15 protein-coding genes are annotated in these 13,699 nt (G+C 34.4%); 9 read left to right on the top strand and 6 right to left on the bottom strand.

All coding sequences use genetic code 11. The features are described from left to right. The first annotated feature begins 320 nt into the window (after window positions 1-320). Genes AC1DKZ_RS13605 through AC1DKZ_RS13595 form a run of 3 tightly spaced genes read left to right on the top strand, consistent with a single transcriptional unit; the run spans window position 321 to window position 4,722 of the window. The gene (locus AC1DKZ_RS13605) at window positions 321-1,283 is read left to right on the top strand and encodes an AAA family ATPase (RefSeq protein ID WP_113938586.1); all 963 of its coding nucleotides are present in this window, start codon (window positions 321-323) and stop codon (window positions 1,281-1,283) included. Then, window positions 1,283-2,497, top strand: a complete 1,215-nt coding sequence (locus tag AC1DKZ_RS13600; RefSeq protein WP_476996438.1) for a DUF58 domain-containing protein — start codon at window positions 1,283-1,285, stop codon at window positions 2,495-2,497. The genes AC1DKZ_RS13605 and AC1DKZ_RS13600 overlap by 1 nt, the downstream gene beginning before the upstream one ends. Next, entirely contained in the window at window positions 2,494-4,722 is a 2,229-nt protein-coding gene (locus AC1DKZ_RS13595) for a transglutaminase TgpA family protein (protein WP_476996428.1), read from the top strand. Before AC1DKZ_RS13600 ends, AC1DKZ_RS13595 begins: the two co-directional genes overlap by 4 nt. A 93-nt stretch (window positions 4,723-4,815) precedes the next feature. Here AC1DKZ_RS13595 and bsaA read toward each other — a convergent pair whose 3' ends face one another. Next, entirely contained in the window at window positions 4,816-5,298 is a 483-nt protein-coding gene (gene bsaA / locus AC1DKZ_RS13590) for a glutathione peroxidase (protein WP_002065095.1), read from the bottom strand. Window positions 5,299-5,523: 225 nt separating this feature from the next. Between bsaA and AC1DKZ_RS13585 the strand changes: the two genes are divergently transcribed. The 4 genes from AC1DKZ_RS13585 (at window position 5,524) to AC1DKZ_RS13570 (ending at window position 7,869) form a co-directional block, all read left to right on the top strand. Next, window positions 5,524-5,733 carry a DUF3925 family protein gene (locus AC1DKZ_RS13585; protein WP_002127081.1) on the top strand — a complete coding sequence of 70 codons (210 nt, stop codon included), beginning with the start codon at window positions 5,524-5,526 and terminating at the stop codon, window positions 5,731-5,733. Window positions 5,734-5,829: 96 nt separating this feature from the next. Continuing rightward, complete coding sequence (locus AC1DKZ_RS13580; protein ID WP_431182123.1) at window positions 5,830-6,795, top strand: MBL fold metallo-hydrolase; 966 nt, start codon at window positions 5,830-5,832, stop codon at window positions 6,793-6,795. 85 nt (window positions 6,796-6,880) lie between these two features. Then, a complete protein-coding gene (locus tag AC1DKZ_RS13575; RefSeq protein ID WP_431182122.1) occupies window positions 6,881-7,315 on the top strand; it encodes a hypothetical protein in 435 nt (144 codons plus the stop codon). Between the two features lie 311 nt (window positions 7,316-7,626). After that, window positions 7,627-7,869 (top strand): hypothetical protein, encoded by a 243-nt coding sequence (locus tag AC1DKZ_RS13570; protein WP_431182121.1) that lies wholly within the window; start codon window positions 7,627-7,629, stop codon window positions 7,867-7,869. A 54-nt stretch (window positions 7,870-7,923) separates the two neighbouring features. On the opposite strand, the gene AC1DKZ_RS13565 is transcribed toward AC1DKZ_RS13570, so the two are convergent. Together AC1DKZ_RS13565 and AC1DKZ_RS13560 are read right to left on the bottom strand one after the other, a co-directional pair. Beyond that, complete coding sequence (locus AC1DKZ_RS13565; RefSeq protein WP_431182120.1) at window positions 7,924-8,604, bottom strand: DUF3600 domain-containing protein; 681 nt, start codon at window positions 8,602-8,604, stop codon at window positions 7,924-7,926. Beyond that, window positions 8,601-9,179, bottom strand: a complete 579-nt coding sequence (locus AC1DKZ_RS13560) for a sigma-70 family RNA polymerase sigma factor (RefSeq protein ID WP_427285360.1) — start codon at window positions 9,177-9,179, stop codon at window positions 8,601-8,603. The genes AC1DKZ_RS13565 and AC1DKZ_RS13560 overlap by 4 nt, the downstream gene beginning before the upstream one ends. 206 nt (window positions 9,180-9,385) lie before the next feature. Between AC1DKZ_RS13560 and AC1DKZ_RS13555 the strand changes: the two genes are divergently transcribed. Both AC1DKZ_RS13555 and AC1DKZ_RS13550 read left to right on the top strand, forming a co-directional pair. Continuing rightward, window positions 9,386-10,372: a quinone oxidoreductase family protein gene (locus tag AC1DKZ_RS13555; protein WP_476996427.1), complete on the top strand. Its 987-nt coding sequence runs from the start codon at window positions 9,386-9,388 to the stop codon at window positions 10,370-10,372. 29 nt (window positions 10,373-10,401) lie between these two features. Next, window positions 10,402-11,040 carry a zinc dependent phospholipase C family protein gene (locus AC1DKZ_RS13550; RefSeq protein WP_431182118.1) on the top strand — a complete coding sequence of 213 codons (639 nt, stop codon included), beginning with the start codon at window positions 10,402-10,404 and terminating at the stop codon, window positions 11,038-11,040. A 44-nt stretch (window positions 11,041-11,084) separates the two neighbouring features. Here AC1DKZ_RS13550 and AC1DKZ_RS13545 read toward each other — a convergent pair whose 3' ends face one another. From AC1DKZ_RS13545 to AC1DKZ_RS13535, 3 genes are all read right to left on the bottom strand, one after another. Then, window positions 11,085-11,468: a VOC family protein gene (locus AC1DKZ_RS13545; RefSeq protein ID WP_431182117.1), complete on the bottom strand. Its 384-nt coding sequence runs from the start codon at window positions 11,466-11,468 to the stop codon at window positions 11,085-11,087. Window positions 11,469-11,538: 70 nt separating this feature from the next. Continuing rightward, entirely contained in the window at window positions 11,539-12,333 is a 795-nt protein-coding gene (locus AC1DKZ_RS13540; RefSeq protein ID WP_016092727.1) for a sugar phosphate isomerase/epimerase family protein, read from the bottom strand. A gap of 195 nt (window positions 12,334-12,528) precedes the next feature. Next, the gene (locus tag AC1DKZ_RS13535; protein WP_002012513.1) at window positions 12,529-13,698 is read right to left on the bottom strand and encodes a DEAD/DEAH box helicase; all 1,170 of its coding nucleotides are present in this window, start codon (window positions 13,696-13,698) and stop codon (window positions 12,529-12,531) included. Window position 13,699 lies beyond the last annotated feature (1 nt).

Here is a 13,699-nt window from a genome sequence, read left to right as displayed (position 1 = left end):
GGGATAAAACTACAAATCATTATTTACTGTATTGCCCTTAATTACGGAAACAATTATACTAGATGTTATCCGTATATATAATCTGAATATTCATAAAATTACGAGTAGGATTCCCTTTGGGGACATAGAAATTATAAAGTATATCACCATGATTTTTTAACATTTAAGTTTTTCCTATTTATATAAGTTCTCAATATGAACTTATATAAACCATTCCTACTTACCTCTTAGATTACTATTATACTGCATTAAAATGAAGGAACTCCTTTTCTTTAACATAAAAATGAATTAGAAAAGATAATAAAATTAGGAGGATTACGATGCCCCAGCTTGATTCATTACATCCCATAGTAGAAAAAATAATCACCAATATTGAAAAATTAATGGTCGGAAAACGACAAGAAACGCTCTTAGCTTTGACAGCTCTCTTAGCTGAAGGTCATGTACTATTAGAAGATGTTCCTGGCGTTGGGAAAACAATGCTAGTACGTGCTCTTTCTAAATCAATTGATGCTGATTACAAGCGTATTCAATTCACACCTGATTTACTGCCGTCTGATGTAACAGGTGTTTCTATTTATAATCCAAAAGAACTCCAATTTGAGTTCAAGCCTGGACCGATTATGGGGAATTTTGTACTTGCTGATGAAATTAATCGTACATCTCCAAAGACACAATCTGCCTTACTTGAAAGTATGGAAGAAGGCACTATCACAATAGATGGCATTACAAGATCGTTACCAAAACCTTTCTTTGTAATGGCTACACAAAATCCGGTCGAATATGAGGGAACATATCCTTTACCAGAAGCTCAGCTCGATCGTTTCTTGTTGAAGCTAAGAATGGGATATCCTACACCAGAAGAAGAATTTGAAATTTTAAACCGGATGGAAAAAACAAATCCACTCTCTCATTTACAAGCTATTACTACAATAAAAGAATTACTTTATTTACAACAAAGCGTACGGGAAGTAAGCATGGACAAAGCAATCAAGCATTACATTGTAAAACTTGTTACTCAGACGCGTTCTTATAGTTCTATACAGCTAGGTGCAAGTCCACGCGGCTCAATCGCTTTAATGAAAGCTTCACAAGCTTATGCATTCATCCATGGCAGAAATTATGTTATTCCAGACGATGTTAAATTTTTAGCTCCTTACGTTTTAGCTCACAGACTCATTCTAAAAATGGAAGCAAGATTTGAAGGAATAACAGGAGAACAAGTTATCGCCAAAATCGTTGCACGAACTACCGTGCCGACTCAAAGGACGAAAAACCTTTGATGAAACGACTACTACGGGCGCTATATCACGTTACGAAGTTATTGCTAATACCTTTATGCCTAGTCTTAACATTTGTGTACGCTATGCTTCAAGGAGGATTTGTAAGTTGGTTTTTGTTTTACAGTACGATTCCTATTGGTCTTTATTCACTACTATTTCCCTTCTACGCTTTACGAGACGCTGAAGTAAAACGAATAACAAACAAAAACGAATATGTAGCCGGAGAACAACTTTTAAGCACTATTACAATAAAAAGAAAATTTCCTTTTCCCTTACTTTATTTAGTTATAGAAGATGAACTACCATCACAATTTACAAGTTGTATACAAACGAAGGTGAATAAGGTAATACTCTTTCCAGGATTCAAACGGAATATTTCGTTTCAATATGTTATTGACACAATCCCTAGAGGAGAGCACACTTTTTCAAGCGTACGTGTCAAAACTGGTGATCTATTCGGTATGATGGAGAAAGAAGTAACTTTTTCAGTTCCAGATACATTTTTAGTCTATCCCCAGTATGTAGATATAACATATCGACAATTGGAAAATCATTTCGAACAAGGGGCACTTTCAGCAAATATAAATTTAGCAAAAGACTCTACAATCTCTGTCGGTGTCAGAGACTATAAACCTGGTGACCGCTTTTCATGGATTGATTGGAAAGCAACTGCCCGAACAAACAATATTATGACGAAAGAGTTTGAACAACAGCGCAGCCATAATATTATGATATTTATGGACAGAACTGAGTCCCCTCTATTCGAATCAGTCGTAACGTTTACTGCCTCTATTGTGAGGGCTGTCTTGAAGCAAAATTCACCAGCATCATTCGTGTCTGTCGGAAAAGAACAAACTATTTTCCCTTTAAACAATGGAGATACTCAGTTGCAACAAATCTTTTTTCATTTAGCAAAAGTACAAGCAGACAGTGTATTCCCGCTCTCCCGGAGTGTAGAAATGGAATTAAGAAAAATTTATGAGCCCGTAACGATTATACTCGTGACAAGCGATCTTTCTCCCGATATTCAAAAGGCGGCTAACTTTGCTGCTATAAAAAACAGAAAATTAATGGTGTTTGTCGTGAAAGAAAAAGCAAATCAACTCTCACATCGAGAACTAAGTATTCTAGAAACTCTACAAAAACGAAAAATATTTGTAAATGTGGTTTATGGGAACCGGTATACAAACGTGTTTTTTGAGGTGAGCAAATGATAACATTACGAACAAAATACAAATGGGATATGAGCAGATTCTTCATGCATGTATGTGCACTTCTACTTTTACTAGAATGGCTAAGACCCCTTATAGGTATTACAAACGTAGGTAGATTAGATATTTTTGTAATATTTATAGGAATTTGCTTCACTCTCTCTTTTTTTCAAACAAGGTGGCAGATTCCAATAAAGATCGTCACGATCTTATTCATCATTCATTTCCTGCATTATAAAAATGCTTTTATAAATCCATCTTGGCTAACGAAATTTTTTTCTGATATTTCTCGAAATTCCTCCCTGTTATTTCAAGGGAATTTGCTAGATATTTCTCCAGTTTTTCCAACCCTTTTATTTTTTTTATCATTTTGGTTTTTGAGTTCTTTCATCTCTTTTTGGATGATTCATAAAAAACGCGGGTTGTTATTTCTTATATTGACTATTATTTATATCATAACTTTTCATAACTTACATTTATACAATGAAAACTACGCTATTATTCGTACTGTTGTCATCGGCTTTTTTATACTTAGTCTTCTTCAAATAGAACGAATAAAAGAGATGGAACACTTACAAAATTATGCTAGAGAAATCTCAAAATTACTTAGACCTCTTACAATATTTATTGTATTGTCAGCAACCATCGCATACTTTGCTCCAAAATTTGGCCCTCAATGGCCAAACCCAATGGATTTTTTAAAATTCAACACATCTGAAGCAAGTAAAGAACAAGAAGTTTCTAAAATTGGATATGGTCTAGATGACTCGCAATTAGGCGGTCCTTTTAAGCCGGATAATACAATTATTTTTACAGCACAAACGCAAAACAAACAATATTGGAGAGTAGAAACAAAAGATTTTTATACAGGAAAAGGCTGGGAGGTTTCTGAAAACCCGAAAAAGGTTTCTTTTAAAAATAAAAACGACGTCGTGAGTTGGTACGAACAAAATACAAAAACGGAGACAACCGAAGCAACAATCACCATGCAAAAAAGTTATCCTCACCTTACCTATCCAGCAGGATTAGTATCAGTTGAGGCTTCTTCTGATGTATCATACAGCGTTGACCCATTTTCAGAAAAAATCTATACGATGCACGGAGACTCTTCTACTACTTTAAACTCGTATAAAGTAACATATGAGATTCCGGAGTTTTCCATAGAAAATTTGAAATCTGTAAAAACGAATGAAGGTCATGAAACAAGTCCTTATTTCATGACAAAGTACACACAACTTCCCGAATCATTACCGCAGCGAGTAAAAGACTTGGCTGTTAATCTTACAAATGATAAAGGCAACCGATATGATAAAGTATTAGCTATTGAAAATTACTTCACAGACAACTCTTTTGTATACGAAACAATGAATGTCTTATTTCCTGCCAAAAACCAAGATTATGTAGATCAATTCCTTTTCGATACAAAAAGCGGATACTGTAATAATTTTTCGACTTCTATGATCGTCTTACTTCGTTCTGCCGGGATTCCCGCTCGATGGGTAAAAGGCTATACAGAAGGAACTCTTGAGAATACACTTGCTAGTACAGAAGGTGAGAATGTTTATAAAATCGAAAACAATAACGCACACTCTTGGGTCGAAGTATATTTCCCAGGATACGGATGGATTCCATTCGAACCAACAAAAGGATTTACCAATCCCTATAATTTCACAAATAATACTCCTGCTTCTACTTCACAAAATAACCAAGTAAATAATTCTAATAACGAGCCAATACACCAACGGAACAATGAAGCAAAGCTCAAAAATTTAATAGAAAATACACAAGAAGCCTCTACTAAAAAGATCACAAATTCTAAAAATGGGTTTTCTTGGTGGTACGTATTCCTCTCTACGATGCCGATTAGTATCATCGGATACATTCTCTTCACCACTAGAATGAAATGGATTACATTTTTTATTATTCTTTTCTATAAATACCGAAAAGATGATGCTGTTTATCAAAAAGCTTACGGTGCACTTTTAAAACAATTTGCGAGAATCGGCATACCACGGGGTGAAAGTCAAACATTCCGAGAATACGCTCTCCACATCGATACACTTTACAATTCGGCCGATATGCAACAACTTACTTTCAGTTATGAGAACGCTATGTATCAAAAGGAACAGGCCGCAGCCGAATGGAAGACATCCGTACACTTATGGGAAGTGCTTATGAAAAAAGCAGCTTCTCTGCCTAAATCAAACGACTACGATAGAGTGATTTAATCTTGATAATGTGAGTTTAAAGAAAACACCTCAAAGAGCTACTTTGTTCTTTGAGGTGTTTTTTAGTAAACATAATAGATAGCTAACTCCTAATTATTCCCCAAGCACCTTCTCAATCTCAACCTCTAAATCCACCGGCTTCGTCTGCGGCGCAAAACGCCCTACTATTTTCCCGTCTTTTCCAATTAGAAACTTAGTAAAGTTCCATTTCACTGCTTTCATACCGAGTAAACCTGGTGCTTGTTCTGTCATGTATGTATAAAGTGGATGAGCCTTGTCACCTTTTACATCAATCTTTGCAAACATTGGGAAGTTCACACCGTAGTTCAATTCACAAAAACTAGTAATATCAGCTTCTGTGCCTGGTTCTTGTCCCCCAAATTGATTACAAGGGAAACCGAGTATTTCTAATCCTTGGTCTTTATATTTATCATATACTTCCTGTAACCCTTTATATTGTGGTGTAAATCCACATTTACTAGCTACATTTACAATAAGAAGTGCTTTTCCTTCGTAATCTTTTAACGATTTTTCTTCTCCTGTTATTGTTTTAGCTGAAAAATCATAAACTGTCATTGTTCCTACCCCTCTCTTCACTATCATTCTATGTTTATACTATACTACATTCGTGAATATACAGCTCTTATTACGTACTCACATACCGGAATGATAGCGCTTTATTTTCGTTCGAAAATTCGACACAATATACTAGACTTTTATGATGGAAAGTTTTACAATTAATTTGTGAACAAAATGTGACAGTTTATATTTCCATTATAATAGAAAAGGATGGTGTTCATTATGAAAACTGCACAACATGAAACGATTTCAAATCGCGAGTTTTATTTCGTACTATATATGATGTTATTGTATGTTATTGGCTGGGTAATCGATGTAAATGGTTTATTTTTAAGCTCCTACTTTAATTTAGCAGGAGAAATTATGCTTCCGATCGTTGGCGGCATTGTTGGACTGTTCGTTATGTCTATCAATAAAGAACAAACGAAATAACTACATTACAAAAGGGCAGAAGACGAGCTTTCGTTTTCTGTCTTTTTCTATTTTTAGCGTATAATAGATACATACCGTATATAAGGAGTGGTAAGTATGAAAAAAGTAGAACAACTATCTTCTCATCTATATCTTATTGATGATTATGACTTACAACATGATGAACGCACAGGTACATACGTTTTATTAGGTGACGATATTACTTTAATTGAAACTTGTGCGGCCCCTTCTCTTCCCTATATTTTAGACGGCTTACAGCAATTACATATTAATTTAAATGATGTAAAAAACATTATCGTTACACATGTTCATTTAGATCACGCAGGCGCAGCAGGGTTAATGATGGAAAAGTGCCCAAATGCTACTTTATATGTGCATTCTCGCGGTGCTCGTCATATGATTGATCCAACAAAACTCATTTTAGGTGCAAAAGCTGTGTACAAAGAAGATTTTGATAAACTGTTTGATCCCATTTTACCTATAGAAGAAGAACGTGTTCATATTGTACAAAATGGTGATACATTACAAATTTCAGAAGACCGCATTCTTACATTTTATGATACACCGGGACATGCAAAGCACCATATTAGCATTCACGATTCATTAACAAACGGCATTTTTACTGGCGATACAATTGGCATTTATTATAGAGAACTCGCAGACCTTGGTGTTGAACTATATTTACCATCAACATCCCCTTCACAATTCCAGCCAGATGCGATGACTGCCTCTAAAAATCACATTCAAAGTATGAATGTAGATACTATTTATTTCGGTCATTACGGCGCATCTGCTAATGTAACAGAAGCATATAACCAACTTGAACATTGGTTACCTATTTTCGTTAATACTGGAAATGAAATTTTTCAAAAACATACTGATTTCGATGAGGCTACTAAAGCTTTAAAAACTTTATTAATGGATAAAATCACTTCTCATCTTACAAAATTAAATGTCCCATCAGATCATTCCGTATATAACATTTTACATCTAGATATAGAAATTAGCGCGATGGGAATTATTGATTACTTAACGAAGCAAACAAAATCCACAATTAACTAATAGAAAACGAAGATATATACAACGCCATTATCGTATATATCTTCGCTCCTTGAATATATTTTTTAATAAAGGATGGTGGAATGGAATGCAAAAAGTGATACTATACCTCTGCTTTACATTATTTATCATCTTATTATTAGTTGTAGGTGTTAAAATTCAATTTTATTTAGATACAGACGCGCAAGTGAACTTTAACGTCTATCCAAGATTATTCTACTTTACACTCTTCCCTCTTTTGGTCGGCATTTTATTACGATTCCTACAATCAATTAATCGCGAAACGAGTAAACAAAACTGGAACTTTCAGCCGGATAAGTTTATCGCTATTACGTTGCCAACACTATTCATTTCCTTTTCTCCAGCTCTACTCTTTTCACCAGTTGGTGAATACCTACCTTATTTAACTAATATTATTCTTGTGAATACAACTTTCGTTACCATTATTAGTTTAATAGCTGGTTACTCGCTTTTAGATTGTTTTATACAAAAAGACAAGGAGAATAGTAAGGAATATAACTAAGTGATTTCTCACTTTCACTTTATTAAGCAAGTCAAGGTAATTCTGCCCCTGACTTGTGTGCAAAAGAACCTACTGTTCAATTTTTAAGTGCCGTTGGTTATGGTGGGTTATTTATAAGTGCAATACTCCTTGTAAGAGTTGCTATACATGTGGTAAGGAAATTTAATTAATAACAAAACGAGTGTGAAATCGCATAGATTTTATACTCGTTTTTTATTGTTCATATATTTAATCGGTAATAGGAAATTTATGTTAAACTAAAGAAAGTCGTGCACTAAATCAAAATACATTTCAAACAAGGGAGACTTATTATGAAATTAGGGACTTTCTCGTTTCTAACGTTTATCGCAAGTATATGTTCTTTCTTTGTTTTAAGAGGCCCTAATGCGAATTTAACGTTAATTATTGTGATTCTAAGTATACTTTCATTACTCGGCATTATTTTTGCAATCGCATCAAAGGATTGGCTATTTAAAATAGTTGGTACGGCATTAAATGGAGTAATACTCGTATTTGCATATTTCTTATTGCTAGCAAAAGGAATAGGTGGTTAATATATTTACGTTTCAATAAGAAAGGCTCACAGCTTAAGCTATGAGCTTTTTTACTTATCTCACCTTTCCATCTACATACTCCATAAACTGTTCTGCTTTAATAAATCTTTCTTTATACGCTTCAGGTACTTCTTCTACTGTTATCCGACCGCTCGATTTCGCTTTTACTAATACGGTTTGATATGACATTAACGATTCCATATATTGTTCATACTCTTCTGAAGTTAATACTTCTTTACTAGATTTATGGCCATTTAATTTATCAAAATACGGCTGAAGCTCCATTTCTACCTTTTTCAATTCCTCTTTTTTAGCTGGTGATAATTGATCATAATCAATATTACCATTCGAATCCCCGTACTCAAGCTTTGCATTTGTTAATTTCTTTAGTTCTTTTGTAAACTCTTCATATTCCTTCGCACCCATTTCGTCTTTCGCTTCTGATAACTTTGCATTAAAACGCATATACGCTTCTAATGTCATCGCTCCGGCATGTTTTTTTAAGTTCTCAAACGACCCGTATATACCATCCGCCATAATAGATTGGTAAGCAAAACCAGTCGTTGGGATTAAAAATACGGCTGCAAGCACTCCTGCAATAAGACGCTTCTTCCTTTTGTTCCCCCCTCGCTTCATTTTAATCTGAACAATTACTTTTTCTTTTAACTCCGGCGGGGCAACAATCCCCTTCGCTTCTTCTTGTATAGATTCTCTAACTTTACAATCTAAGCTCATTTCACATTCCCTACCTCTCCTAAAAAGATTTCTTCTACTTGTTCTTTTTGGCGTAGTTTCTTTAATGCCGCATGAATTCTAGACTTCACTGTACCGATTGGAATATGTAATATTTGTGCTACTTCTTCTTGAGAGTAATCGTGTAAGTATCTTAAGATAATAACTTGTTTCAATTTATACGGTAACTTATGAATGAGTTCTATTAATTTTTGATTTGATATTTTACTTACAACATCGCTAGAAAAATCAATTTGTACTGGTTTTCTTTGCTCTTCTGCTTTTTTTACAATTCGCAGTCGCATCCACCTCTTTCTTCTATAAGAATGAATTTGTTTAATCGCAAGTCCAATTAGCCAAGGTCTAAATGGCTTCTCGCTATCATATTTACGAAGCGATTCATATAGCTGTATGTATATTTCCTGAACGATATCATCTACATCCGTTTTATCTTCTATTAAAAAATGTGCTGTCTTATATATTTCTTGAATCGTTTTATCATACAATTCGCTATATGCTTCTTTATTACCTGATAAAGTTAATTGGATTAAATCTGAATACACTGTTTCACCCTTCATGTACCATCCCTCCTTTGTCCTACAATATATATTGGCAAGAAAACGATATTTCGTTCGATTTCTTTCAAAGTTTTTTCAAATAAATTAATATAATAATGCAATGACTTCATAAGCTTCACTTATAACCCTGCATAACAATTATATAATTTTCCAATTTCTAATAAAGATTTAAAATAATATATATATTCAAATTTAGGAGGATGTATATGAAAGCTATCTTTGTAACTTCGTTCGGTGGTCCTGAAGTGATGAAATATACAGATGTGGAGATGCCGGCTATTTCAGACAATCAAGTTTTAATACGCGTTGTTGCTACTAGTGTTAATTTTGCCGATATTAAATCACGTTATGGCAAAAAAGGAAACAAAGCCTTACCTTTTATCCCAGGGATAGATGCAGCTGGTATTGTAGAACGCGTAGGTTCTCATGTAAAAAACATTTATCCTGGCCAACGAGTCATTGCTTTTCCTCAAAATGGTTCATACTCTGAATATGTTGTCGCGAACGAAAATCTTACTTTTGTATTACCTGATGAAGTTGATTTCCAAACTGCAGCCGCTTGCCCTATCGTATCTTTTACAAGCTACAATTTACTTGCAAATGTTGCAAGACTTCAACAAGGTGAATCTGTTCTAATTCATGCAGCTGCTGGAGGAATTGGTACTACAGCGATTCAACTTGCAAAACTATTAGGGGCTAAAAAAGTTATCGGTACTGTTGGAAGTGAAGCGAAAAGAAAAATTGCTTTAGATGCTGGCGCTGATTATGTTATTTGTCATCAAAATGAAGATTTTGTAGAGAGGGTAAATCAGCTTACAAACGGAGAAGGCGTTAATATTGTTTTAGATTCTATTTCTGGTACTGTGTCCGAAAGAAGTTTAGAATGCCTTGCTTATTACGGTCGTCTCGTCCATTTCGGCAATGCTAGCGGAGAAGTTGGTATTTTTCAAACGAAAGATTTACACGCAAGTTGCCGTTCTATACTCGGTTTCAGCTTTGGCACTACACGGAAAAAACGTCCTGAATTGCTTCAAGAAACTGCGAATCAAGTTTTCCATTATTTACGCGATGGAAGTTTACAAATTAAAGCTACGAAATCTTTTCCTCTTCAAGATGCAGGGAAAGCACATGAATGGGTCGAAAGTAGACAAAGTATAGGGAAAGTAATACTACACGTTCAGACAGCTCCCTAAAATGAATACATGAAATAGAGGTGTTATTCATGGGATCACGAATTATGCATATCATTATCGCGAGCGGTATTGCTGAGAAACTTTCTATTCAAGATAAAACTTCTTTCTTACTTGGTGGTGTAGCTCCTGATGCTGTTCATTCAAAAGAAGAAAAAGGAGCTTCCCATTTTTACGCTGGTACAACGAAGAACTATACGAGAAGAATAGATTATGATTCATTTATTCATAAATACGAAGATCATATAGATTCCCCTTATATTTTAGGTTATTATACCCACCTCATTGCCGATGATAATTGGCTAAGCGGCTTTTTTCTACCTTGGCTTAAAAACAGAATAGAAAACGACGAAACTATCGCACCTATGTACTATAACGATTTTAAATTATTGAACGCACAATTGTTGCATCATTACGATAAAGAACAGCAGCTCTTCACCCTACTTAATCAAGAGGCTAACATTGTGAATATAGAGGAGGTTTCTAGAGAGAATGTTTTAGCTTTTCGGCAATATATCTTTGAAGATATGCTATACCCTGAGCACCATTTGCATGAAGACTTACAGGTGTTTACGTTTGATCAAATCGTTGGTTATATTGAGACAGCTATTGAAAAAGGGACATTTCTTATCAAACAACTCTCTAATGAAAAATCCATTTCAAATATTTAATCCCCCTCATTTTATACGAGGGGGATTTTGACATAGCAATATCATTATTTGTTCTTTTCCATAACCGCAAAATAATTACCTTCACTATCAGCAAAGTTAAACACTTTACCAGAAGGCATAGTTACCATTTCGCCAACAGTAACATTTTTATTTGTTAAATCTGTATATAATTGGTCAAGATTTTCTGAGAAGAACATTAAAGATGGTGTACCAAGATTCAATTCTGGGCTCATTTTCGAAATAACTTCTTTATTATGTAGTATAATGCTCGTTTCTGCACCCTTAGTCGGAGCGATTTCAATCCATTTCATTCCTTGTTTGTTATCTTCCTCTGCAACTACATGAAACCCTACCTTTTCCGTCCAAAAATTTACTGCCTCATCTTGATTATTTACATACAACATAATTTGTCCGACTTTATGAATCATTTGTTTTCCCCCTAATGGTTTTTATATTCTATGTAGGTTTCTACAGGTGCTATTATTATTCCTTTTGAGTTTATATGTACTTCTTCACAAAATTTATCGACCTACTCATCCCATTCAGTTCGTCAAAATAATCATTTCTTTCAATCATGTTATATCCGTCGAATCCAATTTCATCTAATACCTTGAAGAATATATCGAAATCTACTTCACCATTTCCTACTGCTACTTCTATATACTTACTTGAACTATCACTTTTCACTCCTTTACAATCTTTAATATGAGTTTGTACTATATAATCTTTTAATAGTAATAAACCTTCTACCGGATTTTCATTTGCATCACTTATTAAATTTGCTGGGTCAAAGTTAACAGCTAGTCCTTTTGAGTTTATAGTTTCTAAAAATCGTTTTAACACTAATGCTTTTTCAGACCCCGTCTCAATAGCGAAGACTCCTCCAAATTTGAATGCTAAATCCCCTATCTCGTAACAAACTCGTTCCATTTTATCATAGGACTCACTTTTTTCATTATCTGGAACTTTCCCGATATGAGCGGTTATTATCTTTGCTCCCAGATCCAAACCTCTGTCAGTAATGTATTTAAACTGCTCTATTGCACTGTCAACTTCCGTTCCTATAATTCCATTTTCTCCAAAGTTAATTGCTAATGATGGAACCTTTATTCCATTAAAAGATAACCTTTTCTTTAAAGTAGTCCATTTTGCCTTTGAAATATTAGCTAAATTGAAGTTCTTATTCATAGCATATAATTGAATATATTCTAAATCCCATTCCCTTGCTTTTTGTATTCCTTCATTTACTTCAATATGTTTCGTATTCAAAAACATTCCTAATTTCCTATCCATATATGTACCTTCTTTTTATTATTTCGCATCAGTTTAATATTCGACTCTCTTTACATTACTTCCTTGTACAAACTAAATGAGAAATGATTCACCTTTATCGATATTTCTTATAAGATAGGTACATTTAAATTTCCTTTGTTATTCAATTACAAACAAAAAAGACGTAACTACAAATAGTTACGTCTTTCTCATTATTTATCTAGGCTTTTTCTTACCAGTAAAGGCTGGTTTCTTTTTCTTTGGTGCTGGTGGTTTCGATTCTACAAATGTTCCTTTGAACATTTCTTGTTTCGTAAACACGATACCTAATTTTTTCGCAAATTGAAGTAATTTACGCTCTTCTTGTTCTGTTACAAGAGAAACAACTGTTCCTTCTTTGCCCATACGTCCAGTACGTCCTGAGCGGTGAATATATTGGTCTACTGTATCTGGTAACTCTAAGTGGATTACGTGTGTTAAATCATCGATATCTAATCCACGTGCTGCAATATCAGTAGCAAGTAATATTTCTAATTTCCCGCTACGGAACGCGCGCATCGTTACTTCACGCTCTTGTTTGCTTGCCTCTGCATGAAGTGCTGCTGCTTTCATTTTACGGAACTTCAGTTTTTGAGTAATTTCATCTAAACGGAATGGATCATTTAAGAAGGCAACTGCTTTTACATTTCCCATATGCATAACTCTTCTAATATAATCATTTTTTTCACGACGCTCACAAACGATATACGTATGTTCAACTAGGCTCTGTGCCTCTGAACGTGTTACACGTACTAATTGTGGTTCAACTGTCAAATCACGTGCCGCATCTTCTGCAGCTTTTGTTATTGTCGCCGAGCAGAATACTAATTGACGATCGCGCATCGTTGATTTAATTACATCAAGTACAGCACCCATCATCTTTTGTTTTACAATTTGATCAAACTCATCAAATACAATCGTTTTCACTTCATGCATCTTTAATTTTTTCATACGAATCAATTCTAAAATACGTCCTGGTGAACCGACAATAACTCTCGGATGTTTCTTTAATTTTTCAACTTGGCGCTTAATATCCGCACCACCAATTAAAGACGCACCTGAAATATCAGTTCCCGCTGTAAACTTTTGAACCTCTTCATGAATTTGCATAACAAGTTCACGAGTTGGCGCTAAAATTACAACTTGCGGTTGTTTAACTTCAGGATTAATTTTATGTAAAAGTGGTAATAAGTACGCTAATGTTTTTCCTGTTCCAGTTGGAGATTCAGCAATAACGTCTTGTCCTTCTAAAATAGTTGGAATCGCTTGTTTTTGAATTTCAGTAAATTCTTTAAAACCAGCCTTCTCCCAAGCTTGTTGTAAAAATGGTTGCATATCTTTTATCATT

Source organism: Bacillus sp. 05T21 (assembly GCF_056396785.1).
The sequence above is the reverse complement of the archived record's forward strand: the minus strand, read 5'-3'. Positions and strand labels throughout refer to the sequence as shown.

Bases quoted from the DNA above. Each gene is read 5' to 3' on its own strand.
- AC1DKZ_RS13605 (WP_113938586.1), top strand. From the start codon at position 321: ATGCCCCAGCTTGATTCATTACATCCCATAGTAGAAAAAATAATCACC.
- AC1DKZ_RS13600 (WP_476996438.1), top strand. From the start codon at position 1,283: ATGAAACGACTACTACGGGCGCTATATCACGTTACGAAGTTATTGCTA.
- AC1DKZ_RS13595 (WP_476996428.1), top strand. From the start codon at position 2,494: ATGATAACATTACGAACAAAATACAAATGGGATATGAGCAGATTCTTC.
- bsaA (WP_002065095.1), bottom strand. From the start codon at position 5,298: ATGACAGTTTATGATTTTTCAGCTAAAACAATAACAGGAGAAGAAAAA.
- AC1DKZ_RS13585 (WP_002127081.1), top strand. From the start codon at position 5,524: ATGAAAACTGCACAACATGAAACGATTTCAAATCGCGAGTTTTATTTC.
- AC1DKZ_RS13580 (WP_431182123.1), top strand. From the start codon at position 5,830: ATGAAAAAAGTAGAACAACTATCTTCTCATCTATATCTTATTGATGAT.
- AC1DKZ_RS13575 (WP_431182122.1), top strand. From the start codon at position 6,881: ATGCAAAAAGTGATACTATACCTCTGCTTTACATTATTTATCATCTTA.
- AC1DKZ_RS13570 (WP_431182121.1), top strand. From the start codon at position 7,627: ATGAAATTAGGGACTTTCTCGTTTCTAACGTTTATCGCAAGTATATGT.
- AC1DKZ_RS13565 (WP_431182120.1), bottom strand. From the start codon at position 8,604: ATGAGCTTAGATTGTAAAGTTAGAGAATCTATACAAGAAGAAGCGAAG.
- AC1DKZ_RS13560 (WP_427285360.1), bottom strand. From the start codon at position 9,179: ATGAAGGGTGAAACAGTGTATTCAGATTTAATCCAATTAACTTTATCA.
- AC1DKZ_RS13555 (WP_476996427.1), top strand. From the start codon at position 9,386: ATGAAAGCTATCTTTGTAACTTCGTTCGGTGGTCCTGAAGTGATGAAA.
- AC1DKZ_RS13550 (WP_431182118.1), top strand. From the start codon at position 10,402: ATGGGATCACGAATTATGCATATCATTATCGCGAGCGGTATTGCTGAG.
- AC1DKZ_RS13545 (WP_431182117.1), bottom strand. From the start codon at position 11,468: ATGATTCATAAAGTCGGACAAATTATGTTGTATGTAAATAATCAAGAT.
- AC1DKZ_RS13540 (WP_016092727.1), bottom strand. From the start codon at position 12,333: ATGGATAGGAAATTAGGAATGTTTTTGAATACGAAACATATTGAAGTA.
- AC1DKZ_RS13535 (WP_002012513.1), bottom strand. From the start codon at position 13,698: ATGATAAAAGATATGCAACCATTTTTACAACAAGCTTGGGAGAAGGCT.